The following is a 16550-nucleotide window of genomic DNA, read 5'->3' as shown; positions in this document are numbered from 1 at the left end:
TTTGCGGGAAGCTGATTATATCTACAACACATCATACTCTTCACTCACTTAAGTATCTGCTGGTTTCCGAATTTATCCGAAATCCAAAATTCCCAAACTGTATTGAAAATATATAACAACCAGTCAAATCAAGACTATTCTCTGAGAGATAGTTTTGATTTTAATGACTGTCAACTCCAATATATCTGTTTATTGATGATTTTGTAAAAGTCAATTTTTAGGTGAATTTTAGGTGAATTAAAAAATAATCGGCAAAAAGTATGCAGAATATTTTGAATCAATTATTTGTCAGAATCTCGGAAGTAGAATTCATAAATTTGTGTCAAAAATTTGCCAAATATATTTCATGAATGGAAATTATTACTTATGATAGCCTTCACCACAATATCTTCACGGGAAGTAGTAAAAACAAAAAAGCCAAATATCCTTAACTATCAAAATATTAGTCAAGTAGCTTTTTTACGGAACGTAATTGAAGAATTACAAGACGGTATATTAATTTTAACAAATACTGGTAAACTAATTTTTGGCAACTCCAAAGCCTATGACTTTTGTCATCAAATCGAGGGAAATAACGATGAATACCTTATTCCCCAGGCAATTTGGGATATATGTAAATCTCTAATTGAAAATAGTAGTTTTGAAGGCGATCGCAATATTGTATCTGATGAAATTAAACTCAATAATACAGCTATTTTTAGAATTAGAGTCAGATATCTCAGGCTAAATCAATTTCATCATCCTTATTTGCTTGTAACTATTGAAAATCGCTATGAATCTGTCAAAAATGCAGTCATTACTGAAATAAAAAAATATCAATTAACTTCAAGAGAAGCAGAAATTTGGCATCTTTATCGTCTTAATTATAGCTACAAACAAATAGCTGAACAACTTTATATCACCATCAATACTGTCAAAAAACACATGAAAAATATTCACGCCAAAAGACAAGACTTTTTCACTCAAATATACCTTGCTGAAAATGCATGATTTTCAATGTCAACAATTTTTAATCTATTGCAATGTGACAATTGTCAATTTTTGTTACTAAAATTAATATAGTTGTCATTGATTGAAATCAGATGAACTTACCAGAACTTGAAACTGAAGCAATAGACCGTATAGTTGAGATGGCATGGGAAGATAGAACCCCTTTTGAAGCCATAGCAGAGCAGTTTGGCTTGCAAGAAAAACAGGTTATCGCCTTAATGCGGCGGGAGATGAAAGCTTCTAGTTTTCGGATGTGGCGCGATCGCGTTACATCCCGTAAAAGTAAACATTTATACAAACGCGACTTTGTTGCCGGTAGGTTCAAATCAGCGAATCAAAAAACTTAAGACTGTAAATACGCTTGCTTTCATCTTTGTGTCTCCTCATCTCCCCGTCATCATTTTTGACTTTTCCGAGACAGTAATAGAAAATCCCCTCCTAATTGCCCATAGTATCTGCATCGGAGAGGGATTAAATATACTAAACCTTACACACGAGAACGGGTGATTTCGAGGCTAATTTTGCCACCAAAATCGGGGATTGGAGCCGCAGGTTTCGTCAAAATTACCTGTACTTGAGTTAAGCGATCGCATTTAGCTAAAATCGAATCAGCGATCGTCGCAATTAATTTTTCAATTAAAGCAAACTTCGATGTCGTGATTAAGTGCTTCACCAAGTTAATAACGCTACGATAATCCAAAGTATCCTCAATCGCATCCGTTTTGCCAGCAGTTGATACATCTAACCACAGCTTTACGTCAACCTCAAACCACTGTCCTAAAACCTGTTCTTCCGGCAAATAGCCAGTATAGCCATAAGCGCGAATACCAGTTACATGAATGCAATCCATAACTTCAAAGAGAGAAAATTTTTGCTGATTTAAATTGATTGAGATTGATTGAGATTGATTGAGATTACTTGACATAATATTTACTTCCTTCTCAATAGCGAATACGTGGGTCTACGTAGGCATTGAGAATATCAATCAAAATACTTGCCATGACAACAATTCCCCCAAAAAATACCATAATTCCTTGTACAGTCGGATAATCGCGTTCGTTGATAGCTTCGTACAAGCGATTTGCTAAACCGGGCCAAGAGAATGTTACCTCTGTCAAAATTGCCCCACCTAACAACGAAGCAAAAGTTAATCCTAAAACGGTAATTACTGGAATTAAGGCGTTTTTCAAAGCATGAGAAACCAGGATTTTATTTTCGGGAATCCCTCTCGCCCTTGCTGCTTCTACATAGTCAGATTGCAAGGTTTGTTTTAAATTTACCCGGACAATCCGCTCAAAAATACCGCTCAATAAAACTCCTAAAGTACAACTAGGCAAAATTAAATATTTTACTGCTGTCAAAAGCTCAACAACTTTACCACCTAACAAACTATCCAGCGTATACAAGCCAGTAATTTTTGTTGGTGCATCTAAAGTGGCAGGAAAACGAGTTCCCAAGGGTAATAAATCTAAACCCACAGAGAAAATTAATTGTAGTAGCATCCCTGCCCAAAACATTGGCAGCGCATAAGTAATAATACCGAATAAGCGACCACCTAAATCTAAGGGAGTACCCGGACGTGATGCAGATAGAGTGCCAACTGTGATTCCCACCACCAACGCCACAATAATACTGAATATTGCCAACTCCGCAGTTGCAGGGAAGTATTCGCCAATAATCTCCCATACAGCTTTACCGCGACTGGTGATTGATTTACCCATGTCAAATTTGAGAAATAAACTTCCCAAATAATTGAGGTACTGTAACCACAAAGGTAAATCTAAACCTAATTGTTTTCTCAGGGTTTCTTTGGCACTTTCTGGCGCACGTACACCTAATATTGCATCAACAGGGTCGCCCGCAGCAACTCGCAGCAAGACAAATACCATTGTCACAATGGTTAATATTTGTAATGGTGCTAATAGTAAGCGAACAGTTACGTAATATGTCAGAGCTTTGGAACGGGACATAAAATCTTTTATGAATAAGGGGACGCAAAGATGTGGAGATGGGGCGATGCTCAATTAACTTTTCTTAATTCCACTGTAAATTAATAATTGGGTGGCATCTTGTTGGACACCGCTAATGCTATTTTGAGCAAACACATAATCTTTTTTTTGCCACAAGGGAATATAAGGTACTTCCTTGGCAATCAAGTCTTGAATTTCGGCAAAATATTGCTTACGCTTGCCTGCATCTTGTTCCTGACGCTGGGCTTCAATCAGTTTATTCATCTTCTCGCTAAAGTAAAACGAGCCTTGAGACACACTTCCACCCTTTTCGCAACCTTTTTCCAGGGAACCTTTTTCACATTGCAAGAATGGCTGCACGTAATTATCTGCATCTAAAAAATCTGGATACCATTCCAGCAAAGTTGTCGCATATGCTCCTTGAGGAATATTTTTGTAGGCGCTGGTGGAGTCAATACCATTGATTTGCAAATCTAGCAATCCATCCATTGTCTTAGAAGCGATCGCTTTCATCACGATCGCAGTTAAACCTGTTGTGGCAACATTAGAACGATACCAAAGTTCGACTTGAGCAGGCTTTTCTGGAGTAAAACCAGCTTGTTTGAGCAATTGTTTGGCTTTTTCGGCATCCCCATCGCTACCATATTGTTCTTGAAATACTGGTTTATAAACATCAAAGGTAGTGGGAACCATACTGTAAACTGGCTGTCCTTGCCCATACAAAACTCTGTCTAGGAGCAGCTTTCGATTCATCATCGCCGCTAATGCTTGCCTTACCAAAGGATTATCCAAAGGTTTTTGGTTGCGGTTAACTGTCATGAACGAGACAACACTACCGTTATTAGCGATCGCTTGCCAATCTCCTTTTTTTCCCATCTCCTGTAAAGAGCGAATTTGATCGGCATCCATCGACAAGCCGGCAACATCAATCGATTTTTTGCGAAAAGCATTATATAAGTTCACGCCACTACTGAGAATTTGTAGCGTCACACCTTGATTTGTTGGTTTTTCACCCCAATATTTATCAAATAAATCTAGCTGAATTTTATCGGTGGCAAAGTTCGCTAATTTATATGGACCCGTACCAATAAAATTATTAGGATTAAATTCACCTTCGCCAATTTTGTAAGCCTTTGGCGATACTGCACAGACTCCAGCAAATGCTAATAAAGAAGGGAAAGCGGCAAATTGCTGTTTTAATTTAATGGTGAGTTCGTATTCAGATGTGGCTTTGGCTGATTCAACAATATCACCAAGCAAAAATGCCGGTTTCCCACCATTTTTAATAAATCTCTCTAAACTAAAAGCCATTGCTTGGGCATTGAATTTTTCGCCATCATGAAACAACACATCTTGGCGCAAAGGCATTGTATAAGTTAATCCATCAGCACTAACTTGGGGTAATGCGGTTGCTAGTTGCGGTACAGGCTCTGTACTTCCGGCTTTGTAAGTATAAAGTCTATCGCTCATGTTATATATCAAACCTAGCGAACCTGTTTCATATGCATCTGCGGGGTCAAGGGTTCGAGGTTTATTTGTTGTCCCAATAATAATCCGGGGATTAGCGTTACCCCCCAAATTATTTGCTGACGGACTGCTGCCACAGCTAGTAACTAGTAATAAACACAATAAACAGATACAAGCTAAACTAATAATTTGTTTAGTTCGCCCCCAAGGGCTTCTCAAAAAGGGGAACCAGTACATAAAATCAATAACTTTGATAATTTTTCCAGTCAATGGTGAGTCATTCTACTACAATCCTGTAAGTAGGGATACTAAATTTTTGTATTCTCAATTCTGATTCAAAAAAAAACCATAAAAACTAATTTATATACCTGATTAATCTCCAAACCTGGCGATATTGTTAGACAGCAAATTCTAGTTAAAAGCTGCGATCGCATTATGAAATACTTTTTCTTGTCTGAAGGATGGACTATCGGTAGAGTCTGGGCATCAGAAGGTCTTTGGCAGGTGACAGCATGGAGAAGACAACCTGATATTCAAAAAATGAGTCTATGTCTCATAGAAAAAGAAGAATCATTATGGTTGTACCGGGTAGAAGATGCAATTATTACCATCGAAGTCAAACCAGTTGATTCCCTACAAGCCGCCAACACCCAAACTATTGGGCAAGTCACCCTCAAACGCTTAATCAGCGCCGAACAAGTTTTGGAACGACTGGGAAATGCCCAAGCCCAATGCATGATGCAAAATCTGCAAACGGTGGTGCAATAAGAGAGGAAAAGGAAAAAAGGGGATAGAAAAATAGGGAAGGATGAACATTAAAAATTTTGCTTGCCACTATTTTTAATAATTCTTTATATTTTGACTTTCATTTTAATTTTTACTGCTGTAATCCTACTTACTCTCCCTCCAGCACACATTCCCTCACTCCCCCAAACTTCCCCTATTTCCTTTTGCCACCGCTTGCAAAGAGTTCCATGAATAGTTACACTTTTTAAAACATTCTCATTTTTGCATTTAGTAGCAGATCGTTCTTTTTCGAGAACTTTCTTGTTTTTGCGTGGCGTTTGCATCATGTAATTTCTCGTAAAAACTAAAGCACTACTTAAATGCCCACGCGGTCTAAATTTATAAGACAATATGTGTGGAAGAGCGCAAGCTCTTGTAATAACAAAATCTAAAAAATTTCTCTGTAAACAAACTCATCGAGGAGGAGCGTAGTCGATGGGACTACCCTGGTACCGAGTACATACAGTCGTTCTGAATGACCCAGGACGATTGATTTCTGTACACTTGATGCACACCGCCCTTGTTTCTGGCTGGGCTGGTTCAATGGCACTTTACGAACTGGCAATCTACGACCCCAGTGATCCTGTACTTAACCCGATGTGGCGGCAAGGCATGTTCGTACTGCCCTTTATGGCACGTCTGGGTGTAGTAGGTTCTTGGGGTGGCTGGAACGTTGTTGGCGACCCCAGCTACGAGCCTGGTTTCTGGTCTTTTGAAGGCGTTGCAGCAGCTCAAATTATCCTGGCTGGCTTGCTATTCTTAGCAGCAGTTTGGCACTGGGTGTATTGGGATTTGGAACTTTTCCAAGATGCCCGTACAGGTGAACCAGCGCTAGACTTGCCGAAAATGTTTGGTATTCACCTATTCCTCTCCGGTTTGCTCTGTTTTGGTTTTGGAGCTTTCCACCTAACTGGATTGTTTGGTCCAGGAATGTGGGTTTCAGACCCCTATGGAGTTACGGGGCACATAGCACCAGTTGCACCGGAATGGGGACCATCAGGATTTAACCCGTTTAACCCTGGTGGTGTTGTTGCTCACCACATTGCTGCTGGCGTAGTTGGTATTATTGCTGGTTTATTCCACTTGACAGTCAGACCACCTGAAAGGCTGTACAAAGCATTGCGGATGGGTAATATCGAAACCGTACTTTCGAGCAGTATCGCCGCAGTTTTCTTTGCTGCCTTTGTCGTTGCAGGTACTATGTGGTACGGTAACGCGACTACTCCAATTGAATTATTCGGACCTACCCGCTATCAGTGGGATCAAGGATACTTCAAGCAAGAAATTAATCGTCGCGTGCAAGCAAGCGTTGCTGAAGGTGCGAGCCTGTCTGAAGCTTGGTCGCAAATTCCTGAAAAACTGGCATTCTATGATTACGTCGGTAATAGCCCCGCAAAAGGTGGTTTGTTCCGCGTTGGTCCAATGGTTAAAGGTGACGGGATTGCTCAATCTTGGCAAGGTCACGCAGTATTTAAAGATGCAGAAGGTAAAGAACTCACAGTTCGTCGTTTGCCTAACTTCTTTGAAACCTTCCCAGTGCTTTTAACCGATGCTGATGGTGTTGTTCGTGCGGATATCCCCTTCCGTCGTGCAGAATCGAGAAGTAGCTTTGAACAAGCTGGCGTAACAGTTAGCTTCTATGGTGGTAACTTGAATGGTCAGACCTTCAACGACCCCGCCGATGTGAAGAAATATGCTCGTAAAGCGCAAGGTGGCGAAATCTTTGAATTCGATCGCGAAACCTTGAATTCTGACGGTGTATTCCGCACCAGCCCCCGTGGTTGGTTTACCTTCGGACATGCAGTATTTGCGCTGCTGTTCTTCTTTGGTCACATTTGGCACGGCTCTCGGACAATTTACCGAGATGTATTTGCTGGTGTGGAAGCAGATATGGAAGAACAAGTCGAATGGGGACTCTTCCAGAAAGTGGGTGACAAAACAACCCGTAGTAAAAAAGCTGTCTAAGACTTGTTAGTAGGTAATGGTTAATAGGTAATGGATAATAGTTAGCCAGTCATGGGAAATAGTGAATAGTGACTTTAACTACATAGCTCTGAACATAACTAGCTGCTAACCATTAACCATTAACTACTAATCGCTACCTATTAAACTGAAAAAAGCAGGAAAATTTAGATATGGAAAGCATTGCTTACATTTTGGTTTTCACATTGGCGTTGGGGACTATCTTTTTTGCGATCGCATTTCGCGAACCCCCCCGCATCCCCAAGAAAGATGATTAATTCAATATTTCCAAGTTTGTAATTGCTCACAGCAAAAAATACAATCTTTGCCGCTAATACCGATGATGGTACTAGCGGTTATTTAATCTCTGAGTCCTCTTAGTTACTAATTAATAGGGTTACTTAGTTGGACTTTTCACAAAACAAGCACGAAATAACTATTAACCAATAACCATTCCCCAATAGTTAAATATCTGATATAATCTGATATTTGGAAGTCGATAGCAATTTTTATCAATTTCCCTGCGCTAGCATGAACTAAGATGTAGGTGTAGACTGTCAGGCAGGCGCTTGCATGTACATCGCTAGGAGGCAAAAAAATACGGAGACTAACACCAGGAAACAATTAGCATGGTCAATCAGAAATCAACTGCTACAGCTGAAATAGGATTTACACACGAAGATTTTGCTGCGTTATTAGATAAATACGATTACCATTTTAGCCCTGGAGATATCGTACCCGGTACGGTATTTAGTATCGAACCACGCGGCGCTCTGATTGACATAGGTGCAAAAACGGCAGCTTACATACCCATACAGGAAATGTCAATTAACCGGGTCGATGCCCCGGAAGAAGTTTTACAATCAAACGAAACTAGAGAATTTTTTATTCTCACCGATGAAAACGAAGATGGACAGTTAACCCTCTCGATTCGTCGGATAGAATACATGCGAGCTTGGGAACGGGTACGCCAGTTGCAAGCAGAAGATGCAACTGTCCGTTCGGGAGTATTTGCGACTAACCGTGGTGGTGCATTAGTCCGCATTGAAGGACTGCGTGGATTTATTCCCGGTTCTCATATTAGCACTCGCAAGCCTAAAGAAGATTTAGTCGGTGAAGAGCTACCTTTAAAATTTCTTGAAGTTGACGAAGAACGTAACCGTTTGGTTCTTTCTCATCGTCGTGCGTTAGTGGAACGCAAGATGAACCGTCTTGAGGTTGGCGAAGTGGTTATCGGTACGGTACGCGGTATCAAGCCTTATGGTGCGTTTATCGATATCGGTGGTGTGAGTGGATTGTTGCACATCTCGGAAATTTCTCACGAGCATATTGATACTCCCCATAGTGTCTTCAATGTCAATGATGAAGTTAAGGTAATGATTATTGACTTGGATGCTGAACGCGGGCGGATTTCGCTTTCCACGAAGCAGCTTGAACCCGAACCCGGTGATATGATTAAGAATCGGGATTTGGTTTACGATAAAGCTGAAGAAATGGCAGCTAAATATCGCGAACAGTTGCTTGCAAAAGCTCAAGGCGCTGCCATCCCATCCATGACACTTGAAGAACCAGTAGTAGTAATTGAAGAAGAAATTCCATCTGCAATTGAGGAAGAAATTCCAACTGCAATTGAAGAAGAAATTCCATCTGCAAGTGAAGAAGAATAATTACATAATTAAAAAACTTTAAAAAAGGGGGAAACCCCTTTTTTTATTGGGAAAAGATGTTTATTCTCGGATATATAATTAACCGTTGGCACTTTTGAGCATCAATTGCATATCTAACGAATTTGCTCTAATTATTTAGAGACTTCATGATAGACTTCGTGCAACTATCTGTAGAATATCTAAAAATGAACTTAATTCTCCCGAAAATGAAAAAAAACATTAATCAAAAAACCCTATTATTTGCATGTTTGACAGCTATAGTCACAGCTTGCGGAGGTGGTGAGACTAGTCCCACTTCAGGTAGCAATACACCAAATAATAATTCAGTATCAGCAGCCATTCCCATTGGTATTGCCTTTTCTCAAACAGGAAATGCAGCATTACTCGGTCAAGATGGGATTCATGGAGTTAAAATTGCTGAGAAATATTTTAATGATCAAGGTGGTGTCAATGGTACACCAATTAAACTTGTGATTCAAGATGCTGGTGGAGAAGAACAAACAGCAATGAATGCTTTTCAAGCATTAATAAATAAAGATAAGGTAGTTGGTATAATTGGTCCGACTTTATCACAGCAAGCATTTAGCGCCGATCCGATCGCAGAACGTGCGAAAATACCTGTGATTGCTGCATCCAATACTGCTAAAGGAATTCCCGAAATTGGCGATTATATAGCCAGAGTTTCAGCTCCAATTGTTACTGTTGCTCCAAATGCAGTCAAAGCTGCTATTAAGCAAAATCCTAATATTAAAAAAGTCGCTGTTTTCTACGCTCAGAATGACACTTTTAATAAAACAGAAACGGAAATTTTTCAAAAAACAGCTAAAGATTTAGGATTAGAAATAGTCACTGTTCAAAAATTTCAAACCACAGATACTGATTTTCAGAGCCAAGCCACAAATGCGATTAATTTAAAACCAGATTTAGCTATCATATCGGGTTTGGCAGCAGATGGTGGTAACTTAGTTAGACAATTACGAGAACTGGGTTATAAAGGCTTAATTGTTGGTGGTAATGGATTGAATACTTCTAATGTCTACAAAGTTTGTAAAGCTTTGTGTGACGGCGTAATCATTGCACAAGCATATAGTCCTGAACATCCGAATGAAATTAATAAAACATTTCGTCAAACTTATCTTAGCACATATAAAATAGAGCCACCTCAATTTAGTGGGCAAGCTTTTACAGCAGTTCAGGTATATGTTGAAGCATTAAAATCTTTAGATAAAAAGACGAAAATTAGTAGTTTATCACTGCCACAATTGCGAAGTGAATTAAATAAAGAAATATTAGCCGGTAAATATGATACTCCGGTGGGAGAAATTTCATTTACCCCCACAGGTGAAGTGGTACAAAAGGATTTTTATGTTGCTCAAATAAAAATGGAGAAAGATGGAAGTAATGGGAAATTTACATTTATTAAGTAATTTTAGTCAATAGTTAATTGTTTAATAGATATTGGGAATTGAACATCAATTAATCTCTTTTTCCACCTCCCTATTCCTCCCAATATCCTTTTCCTTTTCCATTTTAAAATAATGACTATAACGCTGTTTTTCCAACAACTTCTCAATGGTTTATCTATTGGTAGTACATACGCAATTTTTGCTTTAGGGTATACCCTAGTTTACTCAATTCTCGGAATTATTAATTTATCACATGGTGCAGTTTTTACTTTAGGAGCATATTTTTCTTATGCGCTAATGGGAGGCGCATTTGGTTTTAGCGGAGTGTTAGCAAATGCTAGTTTACCTTTTGGTTTACCGTTCATTTTGGCATTAATTTTAGGTAGTATTTTTGCCGGATTAGTAGGAGTAATAATCGAAAGGTTTGCATTTTTACCACTGCGACGTAAAGGTTCAGACCCCTTGTTAACTGTTGTTTCTAGTTTGGGAATTGGTCAAATTATTGTTAATTTCATTCAATATTTAGTAGGAGCAGAAAATTATACTTTCCCTGCAAATACTTACGGTAATTTACCACCTGCGATTAACTTCGGGACTCCTGAAAATCCGATTCCTATTCGTACAGTGCAAATAGTTATTTTTGTTGTTTCAATCACAGTAGTCGCAATTTTAACTTATTTTATTAACAGGACTAAGTATGGTAAAGCAATGCAAGCGATCGCAGAAGACCCGATTACTGCTAGTCTATTAGGAATAAATAGCGATTTATTTATTGTTTTTACCTTTTTTATCAGTAGCTTCTTAGCCGGCATGGCGGGAACATTACTCGCTTCTAGCGTTAGTATTGCTGGACCTTACTTTGGTATTACTTTTGGATTACGAGGATTAGCGGTAATAGTTTTAGGTGGTTTAGGCAGCATTCCCGGTGCAGTTGTGGGCGGTTTTTTAATTGGGATAGTAGAAGCATTTGTACCACAGCAATATTCAGGATATAAAGACGCTGTTGCTTTTGGAATTTTATTTATTATGCTATTAGTTAGACCTCAAGGACTGCTCGGCAGAAAATTTATTCAAAAAGTTTAAGTGGGATAATTTAATGATTAGTTAATATTAATAATTTTAATAATTTTATGAGTGATTTTTTCAATACTTACGGCTCTTTAATTGTCTTAATGGTACTGTACTCCCTACTGGGATTATCTTTATATTTACCCTTGATGGCAGGACAATTATCTTTAGCAAGTCCAGGATTTTATGCTCTGGGCGGATATATTGCTGCAATTCTTTCGACTACTGTATTTCGTCAACCCAATGGTACTTTCCCTATTCGTTTACTATTACTCGAAATGCTAATTTCCGGTGTAGTTTCGGGATTATTGGGGTTATTAGTTGGTTTTCCGGTATTAAGATTACGAGGAATCTATTTAGCGATCGCTACAATTGCGTTTGTTGAAGTTTTACGAGTTATTGCTTTAAATTTAGAGATTACAGGAGGTGCAATTGGTATTCCTGGGATTCCTCAACCTTTTGCATCACAAATTGAATATTTATGGATTGCTTTACCTTTATTAATTATCACAATGATATTAATTTATCGCCTGGAACGGGTGCGAGTTGGGAAAGCATTAATTGCGATTCGTGAAGATGAATTAGCTGCCAGTTCAATGGGAATTAATTCAACTCACTATAAAGTCATTGCCTTTACATTAGGAGCAATTTTAGCTGGGATGGTTGGGGCGATTAGCGCTCATTTTTTTAATACCTGGAATACCAGACAAGGTACTTTTGAAGCCAGCATTATTTTCCTGACTTTTGTCTTAATTGGTGGTTCTCGTACATTTCTAGGTTCAGTTGTTGGTGGTATGGTATTTACGGCATTGCCGGAAGTTTTGAGAGGCTTGGCGGATACTGGTGGTTTACCAACTTGGTTAGCGCAATTTCTTCGGGATGGTAGATTAATTATTTTTGGTTTTTTAATCGTATTTGGTACTATCTTTTTTCCACAAGGACTGGTGACACCTAAGATTTTTAAAAGATTTTCTAAAGTTAGAACAAAAGTTAAAAATAATAGTTAGAAAAGCTTAATAAATTAGCAGCATATTACTAACTAAGTTGTTGATACAAGCATTTAAAATATTATTTAAAATATTATTTAAAAGTAATTTTATCTAATTTCCAATCCAATTAATTAATTAATTGAACATGTCAACAGATAACCCTACTGTACTAGAAGCTAAAGCCTTGACTCGTCGATTTGGTGGTTTAGTTGCAGTTAATAATATCTCATTTTCTGTGAATAAAGATGAAATTTTTGGTTTAATTGGTCCCAATGGTGCAGGTAAAACCACACTTTTTAATTTAATCACAGGTTTAATTCCTCCTTCTGCGGGTAATTTAATTTATCAAGGTCAAGAAATAGCTAGCAAAAAGCCTGATAAAATTGCATCATTAGGGATTGCGAGAACATTTCAAAATATTCGCTTATTTGGCGAGCTTTCGACATTAGAGAATGTAATTATTGGCAGACATTTACATACAAAAAGTAATCTATTTACAGGTGTATTGGGAATACCTCCCGCACCCCAGGAAGAAAAATATAGCCAAGAAAAAGCATTAGAATTATTAGAATTAGTTGGTTTACAAAATCGTATCGAAGAACAAGCAAAAAATCTTCCCTATGGAGAGCAAAGACGCTTAGAAATAGCCCGTGCTTTAGCATTAGAACCGCAAATTCTATTACTTGATGAGCCAGCAGCAGGAATGAATCCCAGTGAAAAACAGCAATTAAGCGATTTTATTCAGCAAATTCGCCATCAATTTCATCTGACTATCATCTTAATTGAACACCATGTTCCCCTAGTCATGGGATTATGCGATCGCATTGCTGTATTAAACTTTGGACAACTCATTGCTTTAGATAAACCGGCAATTGTCCGAGCCAATCCAGCCGTGATTGAAGCATATTTGGGAAATGAATAAAAATCAGAGATTAATTGTATGAATAATGAAATTACTATATTAGAAACTAAAGACCTCTGTGTGAACTACGGCGGTATTCAAGCACTGCAAAACATCAATTTATATATTAATCATGGCGAAGTAGTGACACTAGTTGGTGCCAACGGTGCTGGGAAAACAACCACCCTTCGCGCTATCTCCAAAATTGTGAATATTCGCAGTGGTGATATTATCTACAATGGGCGCACAATTGTTCGCCGTCCTTCCCATGAGATAGTCGAATTAGGGATAGCTCATTGTCCCGAAGGAAGACGAGTTTTAGCAAAACAAACTGTATACGATAACCTGCTTTTAGGTGCATTTGTTCGTCACAATCAAGCCGAAATTAAAGCCGATATTCAAACACAATTTCAACTATTTCCCCGACTCGCCGAACGTCGCCATCAACTAGCAGGAACCCTAAGCGGAGGAGAACAACAAATGTTAGCGATCGCTCGTGCATTAATGAGTAGACCCAAACTGCTATTATTAGACGAACCTAGTTTAGGTTTAGCACCGGCGATCGTACGGGAAATTTTTACAATTATCGAAAATTTACGCTCCACAGGTATGACTATTTTATTAGTCGAACAAAATGCCAATTTAGCACTGCAAATTGCCGATAGAGGTTACGTTTTAGAAGCTGGTAGGATTACATTACAAGGCGTAGCTGCCGAGCTAATTGTTGATGAACGGGTCAAAAAGGCTTACTTAGGATAATTCCAGTATTGACTGGATTTCTAGCTCCTTTCCCGCCAGAAAAGAGTACAAAAGTTAGGAAACTTCTCCTATTCTTTAAACCCGTAATCTACCGAAACATGCGATTATATTAAATCTTTACTAAGAGCAACATCTTAGTGAAGCTACGCTAACGCACTCCTCCATAATCTCCGAATGTCTCAAATTATCTGGATAGTTAGACACGCCAACCGTCTGGACTTCGTAAATCCTGACTGGTTTCTCACCGCCGAACGTCGTTACGATCCGCCACTTTCGGAAGATGGTTTCATCCAAGCCAAACAGCTAGCAAATCGTCTTCAAGGAGAAAATATTCATCATATTTTTGCATCACCCTTCCTGAGAACAGTACAAACCGCCAATGCAGTTGCCGAAATCCTGGATTTACCAATTAAATTAGAAACAGGACTCAGCGAATGGCTCAACCCAGAATGGATGGATGAAGAACCCAAGCGGCATCCCATCAGCGAACTCGCCCAAATTTATCCCCGCATAGATAGCAGCTACACTCCCCTAATTGCGGCTAAGTATCCAGAAACCCATGCCCAAGTCAGAGCGCGCTCCGGGCAAACCGCTAGATGTTTGGTTACAGACTATTCCCCAGAAAATATCCTCCTAGTGGGACATGGTGCATCAGTAAATGGCGCTGTGATTGGACTTGCAGGGGCAGATACTTACCAAGCCGAAAAAGTGCGATTATGCAGCATATTTAAACTAGTTCGCAAACATCCTGAATGGTGGATTGAAATCAAGGGTGATACATCCCACTTGACAGAAATAGAAGAAATGGTTCGATTTAATTAGCTTATATATCGTGTCTCTAAAAATCTCACATCCAAAATTTCACATCCAAAAGCATGATGAACTTATTACTAGCAGGGGATATTGGCGGTACAAAAACTATTTTACGTTTAGTTGATGCATCCGCAAAACAACAATTACGAACGCTGTACGAATATATTTATCGCAGTGGTGATTATACTGATTTAGTGCCGATGGTACGTGAATTTTTGGCATTAGCCAACGCTGGTACGCCGCAAAAAGCATGTTTTGGGATTGCTGGTCCTGTAGTTGATAATACAGCCAAATTAACAAATTTAGCCTGGTACTTAGATAGCGATCGCCTCCAAGATGAATTAGGTATTGCCCAAATCTCCCTCATTAATGATTTTGCCGCAGTTGGTTACGGAATTTTGGGTTTAGAGGCTGAAGATATCTTTACTTTACAACCCGGTAAACCCCTAACTCATGCGCCCATTGCCATCATTGGTGCCGGGACTGGACTCGGACAAGGATTTTTAATCAAACAGGGACAAGACTATTATGTATATCCATCGGAAGGTGGACATGCTGATTTTGCCCCCCGTAGTGAACTGGAATTTCTGCTTCTCAAATACTTACTCGACAAACACGACATTCAAAGGGTTTCTGTTGAAAGGGTTGTCTCCGGGCTGGGAATTTTATCCATATACCAATTTTTGCGAGACAGAAAAATCAGCAGCGAATCCCCCGAAGTTGCCCAAGCTATGCGAACCTGGGAACAAGAAGCCGGACAGGAAAAAACTATCGATCCAGGTGCCATAATTGGGGGTGCAGCACTGGCAGGAAGCGATCGCCTTTCGGAACAAACAATGCAACTCTTTGTCGAAGCGTATGGTGCCGAAGCCGGAAACCTGGCTCTGAAACTACTCCCCTACGGAGGATTCTATCTTGCTGGTGGTATTGCTCCCAAAATTCTTCCCCTCATCCAAAAACATGATTTTCTGCTGCACTTTAGCCAGAAAGGAAGAATGCGAAGCATCCTCGAAAACATCCCCGTGCATATTATTCTCAACCAACAAGTCGGTTTAATTGGTGCTGCTATTTGTGCGGCGAGGTTATAATCTGTACTTTGATCATCCATAGGTTCAACTAAGAGTTGTGGCTACATCAAGTTGCTTTTTCCTCAATTAGTAGAGAAAATGCGATCGTCTAAAATTCTGGAGTGAATAAATATGGCGTTTGAATATCCCGAAGAATTGAAATATCTCGATACCCACGAATACGTGCGTTTAGAAGGTGATATTGCTACCATTGGTATTACCGCATTTGCTGTAGATCAACTAGGGGATATCGTATTTCTAGAACTTCCAGAAGTCGGTGACGGAATTGCTAAAGGTGATAGTTTCGGAACAATCGAATCAGTAAAAGCCGTAGAAGAACTGAATGCACCCATTACCGGTATCATCATTGAACGAAACGATATATTAATTGATGCACCCGAACAAGTGGCTGATGATCCATACGGAGAGGGCTGGTTACTAAAAGTCCGTATTGATGATCCGAGCGAAATCGACGATGCCATGACAGCCGATGAGTATAGTCTTCAGGTAGAAGGAAGTTAAATACAAGGTTGGGTGAAGGCAGGCGATCGCTATTGGCAGCTATACAATGGGTCTATGATTGGCGATCGATACCGTAACCCAACGCATCAGCAAATATTTGAGATAAATATTTTAGATAAATTTATCTAATCTTTCAGTAAAAATATGAAGTTACAAATCTACTTGTTGCAAAATATTAAATAG

18 protein-coding genes are annotated in these 16550 nt (G+C 39.2%); 14 read left to right on the top strand and 4 right to left on the bottom strand.

The window, feature by feature from the left end; translation table 11 throughout:
• Positions 1–366: 366 nt before the first annotated feature.
• A complete protein-coding gene (locus tag VB733_RS13695) occupies positions 367–990 on the top strand; it encodes a helix-turn-helix transcriptional regulator (protein WP_323340613.1) in 624 nt (207 codons plus the stop codon).
• A 92-nt stretch (positions 991–1082) separates the two neighbouring features.
• Entirely contained in the window at positions 1083–1337 is a 255-nt protein-coding gene (locus VB733_RS13690; RefSeq protein ID WP_323340612.1) for a TIGR03643 family protein, read from the top strand.
• Positions 1338–1477: 140 nt separating this feature from the next.
• On the opposite strand, the gene folB is transcribed toward VB733_RS13690, so the two are convergent.
• From folB to VB733_RS13675, 3 genes are all read right to left on the bottom strand, one after another.
• Entirely contained in the window at positions 1478–1840 is a 363-nt protein-coding gene (gene folB / locus VB733_RS13685; RefSeq protein WP_323340648.1) for a dihydroneopterin aldolase, read from the bottom strand.
• A gap of 91 nt (positions 1841–1931) precedes the next feature.
• Positions 1932–2960: an ABC transporter permease gene (locus tag VB733_RS13680; RefSeq protein WP_323340611.1), complete on the bottom strand. Its 1029-nt coding sequence runs from the start codon at positions 2958–2960 to the stop codon at positions 1932–1934.
• A 54-nt stretch (positions 2961–3014) separates the two neighbouring features.
• Positions 3015–4664: an ABC transporter substrate-binding protein gene (locus VB733_RS13675; protein WP_323340610.1), complete on the bottom strand. Its 1650-nt coding sequence runs from the start codon at positions 4662–4664 to the stop codon at positions 3015–3017.
• A 198-nt stretch (positions 4665–4862) separates the two neighbouring features.
• On the opposite strand from VB733_RS13675, the gene VB733_RS13670 reads away from it, so the two are divergent.
• Positions 4863–5195 (top strand): hypothetical protein, encoded by a 333-nt coding sequence (locus VB733_RS13670; protein WP_323340609.1) that lies wholly within the window; start codon positions 4863–4865, stop codon positions 5193–5195.
• Between the two features lie 83 nt (positions 5196–5278).
• On the opposite strand, the gene VB733_RS13665 is transcribed toward VB733_RS13670, so the two are convergent.
• Positions 5279–5500, bottom strand: coding sequence for a hypothetical protein (locus tag VB733_RS13665; RefSeq protein WP_323340608.1), 222 nt, complete (start codon positions 5498–5500; stop codon positions 5279–5281).
• A gap of 148 nt (positions 5501–5648) precedes the next feature.
• Between VB733_RS13665 and psbB the strand changes: the two genes are divergently transcribed.
• The 11 genes from psbB (at position 5649) to gcvH (ending at position 16367) form a co-directional block, all read left to right on the top strand.
• Positions 5649–7178, top strand: a complete 1530-nt coding sequence (gene psbB, locus VB733_RS13660) for a photosystem II chlorophyll-binding protein CP47 (RefSeq protein ID WP_323340607.1) — start codon at positions 5649–5651, stop codon at positions 7176–7178.
• Between the two features lie 170 nt (positions 7179–7348).
• Complete coding sequence (locus VB733_RS13655) at positions 7349–7453, top strand: photosystem II reaction center protein T (RefSeq protein ID WP_096615336.1); 105 nt, start codon at positions 7349–7351, stop codon at positions 7451–7453.
• Between the two features lie 351 nt (positions 7454–7804).
• Positions 7805–8842, top strand: a complete 1038-nt coding sequence (locus tag VB733_RS13650; RefSeq protein ID WP_323340606.1) for a 30S ribosomal protein S1 — start codon at positions 7805–7807, stop codon at positions 8840–8842.
• Between the two features lie 206 nt (positions 8843–9048).
• Entirely contained in the window at positions 9049–10269 is a 1221-nt protein-coding gene (locus VB733_RS13645) for an ABC transporter substrate-binding protein (RefSeq protein ID WP_323340605.1), read from the top strand.
• A gap of 111 nt (positions 10270–10380) precedes the next feature.
• Entirely contained in the window at positions 10381–11331 is a 951-nt protein-coding gene (locus VB733_RS13640) for a branched-chain amino acid ABC transporter permease (RefSeq protein ID WP_323340604.1), read from the top strand.
• Between the two features lie 47 nt (positions 11332–11378).
• Positions 11379–12323, top strand: coding sequence for a branched-chain amino acid ABC transporter permease (locus tag VB733_RS13635; protein WP_323340603.1), 945 nt, complete (start codon positions 11379–11381; stop codon positions 12321–12323).
• Positions 12324–12450: 127 nt separating this feature from the next.
• A complete protein-coding gene (locus tag VB733_RS13630) occupies positions 12451–13227 on the top strand; it encodes an ABC transporter ATP-binding protein (RefSeq protein ID WP_323340602.1) in 777 nt (258 codons plus the stop codon).
• Positions 13228–13245: 18 nt separating this feature from the next.
• The gene (locus VB733_RS13625; RefSeq protein ID WP_323340601.1) at positions 13246–13965 is read left to right on the top strand and encodes an ABC transporter ATP-binding protein; all 720 of its coding nucleotides are present in this window, start codon (positions 13246–13248) and stop codon (positions 13963–13965) included.
• A gap of 174 nt (positions 13966–14139) precedes the next feature.
• Positions 14140–14787, top strand: coding sequence for a histidine phosphatase family protein (locus tag VB733_RS13620; RefSeq protein ID WP_323340600.1), 648 nt, complete (start codon positions 14140–14142; stop codon positions 14785–14787).
• Between the two features lie 56 nt (positions 14788–14843).
• Complete coding sequence (locus VB733_RS13615; RefSeq protein WP_323340647.1) at positions 14844–15866, top strand: glucokinase; 1023 nt, start codon at positions 14844–14846, stop codon at positions 15864–15866.
• Positions 15867–15977: 111 nt separating this feature from the next.
• Positions 15978–16367: a glycine cleavage system protein GcvH gene (gene gcvH, locus VB733_RS13610; protein ID WP_096615133.1), complete on the top strand. Its 390-nt coding sequence runs from the start codon at positions 15978–15980 to the stop codon at positions 16365–16367.
• Positions 16368–16550: the final 183 nt, after the last annotated feature.

Origin of the sequence: Calothrix sp. UHCC 0171, from assembly GCF_034931845.1 — a bacterium.
Classification (GTDB): domain Bacteria; phylum Cyanobacteriota; class Cyanobacteriia; order Cyanobacteriales; family Nostocaceae; genus Brunnivagina.
This window is presented reverse-complemented; position numbering and strand designations above follow the sequence as displayed.

What these genes read in the sequence shown, in the direction of transcription:
- VB733_RS13640 (WP_323340604.1), top strand. Translation starts at nt 10,381, where the DNA reads ATGACTATAACGCTGTTTTTCCAACAACTTCTCAATGGTTTATCTATT.
- VB733_RS13620 (WP_323340600.1), top strand. Translation starts at nt 14,140, where the DNA reads ATGTCTCAAATTATCTGGATAGTTAGACACGCCAACCGTCTGGACTTC.
- VB733_RS13635 (WP_323340603.1), top strand. Translation starts at nt 11,379, where the DNA reads ATGAGTGATTTTTTCAATACTTACGGCTCTTTAATTGTCTTAATGGTA.
- psbB (WP_323340607.1), top strand. Translation starts at nt 5,649, where the DNA reads ATGGGACTACCCTGGTACCGAGTACATACAGTCGTTCTGAATGACCCA.
- VB733_RS13645 (WP_323340605.1), top strand. Translation starts at nt 9,049, where the DNA reads ATGAAAAAAAACATTAATCAAAAAACCCTATTATTTGCATGTTTGACA.
- VB733_RS13670 (WP_323340609.1), top strand. Translation starts at nt 4,863, where the DNA reads ATGAAATACTTTTTCTTGTCTGAAGGATGGACTATCGGTAGAGTCTGG.
- VB733_RS13655 (WP_096615336.1), top strand. Translation starts at nt 7,349, where the DNA reads ATGGAAAGCATTGCTTACATTTTGGTTTTCACATTGGCGTTGGGGACT.
- VB733_RS13675 (WP_323340610.1), bottom strand. Translation starts at nt 4,664, where the DNA reads ATGTACTGGTTCCCCTTTTTGAGAAGCCCTTGGGGGCGAACTAAACAA.
- VB733_RS13665 (WP_323340608.1), bottom strand. Translation starts at nt 5,500, where the DNA reads ATGATGCAAACGCCACGCAAAAACAAGAAAGTTCTCGAAAAAGAACGA.
- VB733_RS13650 (WP_323340606.1), top strand. Translation starts at nt 7,805, where the DNA reads ATGGTCAATCAGAAATCAACTGCTACAGCTGAAATAGGATTTACACAC.
- VB733_RS13680 (WP_323340611.1), bottom strand. Translation starts at nt 2,960, where the DNA reads ATGTCCCGTTCCAAAGCTCTGACATATTACGTAACTGTTCGCTTACTA.
- gcvH (WP_096615133.1), top strand. Translation starts at nt 15,978, where the DNA reads ATGGCGTTTGAATATCCCGAAGAATTGAAATATCTCGATACCCACGAA.
- VB733_RS13630 (WP_323340602.1), top strand. Translation starts at nt 12,451, where the DNA reads ATGTCAACAGATAACCCTACTGTACTAGAAGCTAAAGCCTTGACTCGT.
- VB733_RS13695 (WP_323340613.1), top strand. Translation starts at nt 367, where the DNA reads ATGATAGCCTTCACCACAATATCTTCACGGGAAGTAGTAAAAACAAAA.
- VB733_RS13625 (WP_323340601.1), top strand. Translation starts at nt 13,246, where the DNA reads ATGAATAATGAAATTACTATATTAGAAACTAAAGACCTCTGTGTGAAC.
- VB733_RS13615 (WP_323340647.1), top strand. Translation starts at nt 14,844, where the DNA reads ATGAACTTATTACTAGCAGGGGATATTGGCGGTACAAAAACTATTTTA.
- VB733_RS13690 (WP_323340612.1), top strand. Translation starts at nt 1,083, where the DNA reads ATGAACTTACCAGAACTTGAAACTGAAGCAATAGACCGTATAGTTGAG.
- folB (WP_323340648.1), bottom strand. Translation starts at nt 1,840, where the DNA reads ATGGATTGCATTCATGTAACTGGTATTCGCGCTTATGGCTATACTGGC.